Source organism: Blastomonas sp. (assembly GCF_041747255.1).
Taxonomy (GTDB): Bacteria; Pseudomonadota; Alphaproteobacteria; order Sphingomonadales; family Sphingomonadaceae; genus Blastomonas.
This window is the reverse complement of the sequence record NZ_JBGTFM010000165.1, coordinates 1-4,025: the sequence shown is the minus strand read 5'-3', so window position 1 is coordinate 4,025 and position 4,025 is coordinate 1. Positions and strand designations below refer to the sequence as shown.

3 protein-coding genes are annotated in these 4,025 nt (G+C 64.3%); all 3 read right to left on the bottom strand.

Translation table 11 applies throughout. The features are described from left to right. Positions 1 to 131: 131 nt before the first annotated feature. Positions 132 to 482, bottom strand: a complete 351-nt coding sequence (locus ACEW8G_RS05985; RefSeq protein WP_373487528.1) for a hypothetical protein — start codon at positions 480 to 482, stop codon at positions 132 to 134. 122 nt (positions 483 to 604) lie between these two features. Further along, the gene (locus ACEW8G_RS05980; protein WP_373487527.1) at positions 605 to 3,694 is read right to left on the bottom strand and encodes a CHAT domain-containing protein; all 3,090 of its coding nucleotides are present in this window, start codon (positions 3,692 to 3,694) and stop codon (positions 605 to 607) included. Beyond that, a partial coding sequence (locus ACEW8G_RS05975) for a hypothetical protein (protein WP_373487526.1) occupies positions 3,691 to 4,025 on the bottom strand: 335 nt, incomplete at its 5' end. The genes ACEW8G_RS05980 and ACEW8G_RS05975, both read right to left, overlap by 4 nt.

Sequence of the window (4,025 nt, the reverse complement as noted above, 5' to 3'; positions counted from 1 at the left end):
ACGCCCGACCACCCGGCCATCGCACACTATCAAGCAGCCAACCCCGGGATTAGGCCGCGAGACCCCGCGCGCCCGCCACGCCAGCGCAACAGCCGCGCGCATACAGTCGGCATCAGACCGGAGCGCTGTGCTCACTCGGTGTCCATGCCAAACTGTTCGGCAAGGCGGCGATATTGCGCTTTGCGCTCTTCATCACGCGCAATCTGTTCGGCCAGGATCTTGTCCTGCACCGCCTGATTTGCGCGGTTCTCTTCAGCGATTTGCGCATCGCTGCGCCCGGGGTCAAGACTGGTCACCCACATGATCTCGGGCCGCTTCCATTCGCGCTCAAAGCCGGATTCGCTCACAAAAGCGAAAAAAATCGTTGAGGTGGCCAGCAGCGACAAGCCGATAAAGGCCCATTTGTGCGGCTGTTGATCAAACCAAAAGGTCTTGATGTCCGCAAGGGCGCGCAGCGGCGATATGTCTCTTAAAAATCCCATAGCCGGGTAGATAAGCACTCTTCAGAACTTTGACCAGCATGGCCGTGCATCACCTGACGCAGCGCGACAACAAAAGTCGCGCCGCGCAACATCTTCAGCTGCTGCCCACCGCATCGCGCTGGCTATTGCACCAGCGGCTTGGTGCCATCGCCCAGCAAAATGAACGCCGCCCAGTAATAGGGGTGCGATGTCAGCGGATCATCCATCGCCGCACGCTGCGCCGCTGCCAGCGAGGCATTCATCGCCACGCCCTGCTCAGCCTTGAACAGCGCGGAAATCAGATTTTCGGTGGCGTTGAAGTCATCGGGCACCGGCCAGTGGCTGGCGAGCACCGAACGGGCACCCGCGCCGACAAAGGCGCGCACCAGACCATCGAGCGCAAAGTTGCCGCCGGTCTCGATCCCCGCCTCGCGCGAAGCCGAGACGGTCGCCAGCCCTGCGGTATCGCAGGCCGACAGGATCACCAGATCAGCATCAAGCTTGAGATCGAAAATCTCCTTGAAGCTGAGCAGTCCATCCGAGCTCGCATCGCCAAACGATGTCACCAGTGCGGGGCGCGCCGGGCATTCCGGGCGCGGCGCGGTCACCAGCCCGTGCGTCGCAAAATGCAGAATTCGGTACTGATCTAGATCATCGCGGCCCAGCAGCGCAGTGTCGCTGAATGCATCCTGTGTGAGCACGCTCGCGCGGTTCTGGCCGAGCACCGAGCGCGCCAGAGTAAGCTCAGCCGGCGAAATCGGATCACGCCATGTATCGAGCGGCCAGTCGCAATTTGCCTCGCGCTGCCCCGATGCGAGCGTGATGCGCTCGGGCGGCGGTGCATTCTCGCCAAGGCCAAGATAGGCCTGGCTCCCGCGTGCCGGGGCAATCGTGCGCACATCAGCGAACGAGCGCGGCGACACCGCGATGGAGAATCGCCGGTCGCGCCCGAACCAGGCGACGCCGGTGAAGTCGAACGGATCAGCGTCGAGCGCGGCCGAACGTTCAAGATAGTCGGTCACGCCCTTCTGGTCCTCGACCAGCAGGCCGGGCGGCAGCTGCAGCAGCGCCCCATCGGGCTCGTAGACCATATGCTCGATCCCGGCGAGATCATCCTTCAGCCCCGGAAACAGCGCATCGTACAGCACCTTCGCCTCAACGACATCGAACGGGTAGTTGGTTGGCTGTCCGTTCTCGATGACGACAATTGTATCGCGCAACTTGGCGACAGTTTTGTCCAGCTCGCTGCGGGTCATGCCAACGCTCACGGTCCGCACCCGTTCCGGGGTGATCAGCTGGGCATAGACCTGTTCCCCCACCAGGCTGATCTTGTAATAACCCTCGCCGGGGCGCAGCAGTGTCTGCAGCTCGGGCAGCGACACCGACGTCGGCGACAGTACGCGATACTGCGAATACTGGCCAAGCCGCGATTGCAGCGCAGTCTGGTCGCGCTGCAGCTGGTCGAGCGCCTCGATGGCCTGGGCAAGCGCCGCCTGATCGTCCGCAGTGGGCACGGGCAGGGCCTTCAGACGTTCAACCTCGGCGCTGACACGCGAGATGTCGCGGGTGCGGGTCACGGTCAGGCGGAACAACGCCGATGCTTCGGTATCGCCCTCTGACAGTTCGCGTGCCAGCACCGCCTGGGTCTGCGCGACCCCGGGACGCTGCAGCAACTGGCTGGCATTAAACATCTTGGCAGCCGTCGCCTGGTCTCCATCAGCGCGGACCGCGAGCTGCACGAAATAAGGCGCAAGCAGCTCCTTCATCGCCGCGCGTGCGCCCGGTGTCGAATCCGCTTCGGCGACGATTTCGTCATAGAGCGTGATCGAGGCATCGGCCTCGCCGCGTCGCGCGAGGAACGATGCCAGCCGGGCCTTGGCGCCAAGCAGCCCCGGCGACTGCGGATAATCAAGCCGGTAGATGTCCAGCGCCTCGGTAAACCCGGCGCGCGCTGCATTAAGGTCGCCGCGCGTTTCCTGGATCAGCGCACGCTGCGTGGCAACTTCGGAGCGGAGCCAGCCGGTAGACGTCACTCTGCCGCCGCGCACCGCAGTGATCATGCCCAGCCCCTGTTCCAGCGCGAGCAAAGCGGTTTCCAGCTCACCTGTCAGCCGCAGCGCAGAGCCCCGCAGCAACAGCGCCTGACCGTCAAGAATGCTCGCCCGTTCGATACCGGTCAGCCGGTTGTCCATCCCGCCAAGGCGCTTGACGCCGTTGTTCTCGCGGTTGATCCGGTCCGCAAGCAGCTGGGTGATCTCGCCTTCCACCAACTGCGTTTCGCCGGCCTGCTCAGTCGATGCTGTCACCGACTGGTCAAGAAACGCCAGCGCCGCCTTCGCATCGCGCTGGTTGAGCGCATCGATGGCGCGGAAGTTGCGGATCATACGCTGGGTCACGCCATCGTTGGAGGCGACGGTGCGTGCCGCGCGGGCAAACAGCGCCCCGGCGGTGGCATAATCACCCATGTTCGATTGCTGAAGCGCCTGGTTGGCCAGAAATTCAGCAGTGCGTTCAGACCCGCCCTGTTCACGGCCCGCGAGAGTCTCAAAAAACTCGGATGATTCGGCATAGGCGCCGTAGTTGTTGCGCACATAGGCCTCGGTTCGCGCCGATTCCTCGTCGAGGACGCCTGCCTGAATCCGCGCGAAGGCGGCCGGATCGCTGACACTGGTGGTGGCGACATCAACCGCGCCGGTGGTCGGACGATCGCTGATCAGCGATGCAAGCCCCAGCCGCAGCGCAGAATCATAGCCGCTCAGGCCCTCGGCAACGAACAATGTGTTGCCGCGCACCGCAGCATAGATGCGGTAATCAACCGACGCCTTGGAATCGCGGCATTCGATCTGGCTGACCCCGCCGACATCGTCGATCTCGGCAATCTGACGCTCACCACAGGTCAGCCGGGCCGAGGCGCCTTGCAGATAGGCTGCCAGCCGGTCGCCCTCGCCACCACGCAGCACATAGAGCGAGCCCACCGGGCTTGCCGCATCGCGGCACACGACCCGGTAGCCGCGATCGAACATTGTGCTGAGCAGCGAATCGTTCGGCCGATATTGCGCGGTGCACAGCACCCCGGATGAGCCGACGCGGAAGCTGTCGCGCAGCGCGATGGCATCGGTGTTCTGGGCCAGCGCCGGGGCCGACACGCCGCCCGCCAAGGCGACGGCCAACGCCAGCGAGGCAACCACCGGGCGGATCAGAAATGTCCGCAGAGTTGATGGCATAACGATCATGGCTGGTCTCCATCGGTGCCCGTGACAGGCACATCAAGCAGATTGGGGTTGCCACCACTGGTCACAGGTTCGGTGATGGTCGGCTCCACGCCCAGGCGGCGGGTATTGACGATGTTGACCGCCGGCATGATCGGGCGGCGCGGCGCTGCCTCGCCACGTGCGCCTTCTTCAGCAGCCTGCTTGGCTTCCTCCTGCTCGCGCTCTGCCTGCTTTTCTTCTGTACTGCTGGGTGGCGGCGGACCAGCGTGCGCAACCGCGGTCGGCCCGGCGACGGCAGGGCTGTCGGGCAGCGAAGGATCGCCGCCGCTGCTCGGCGGTGACCCGACCGAAC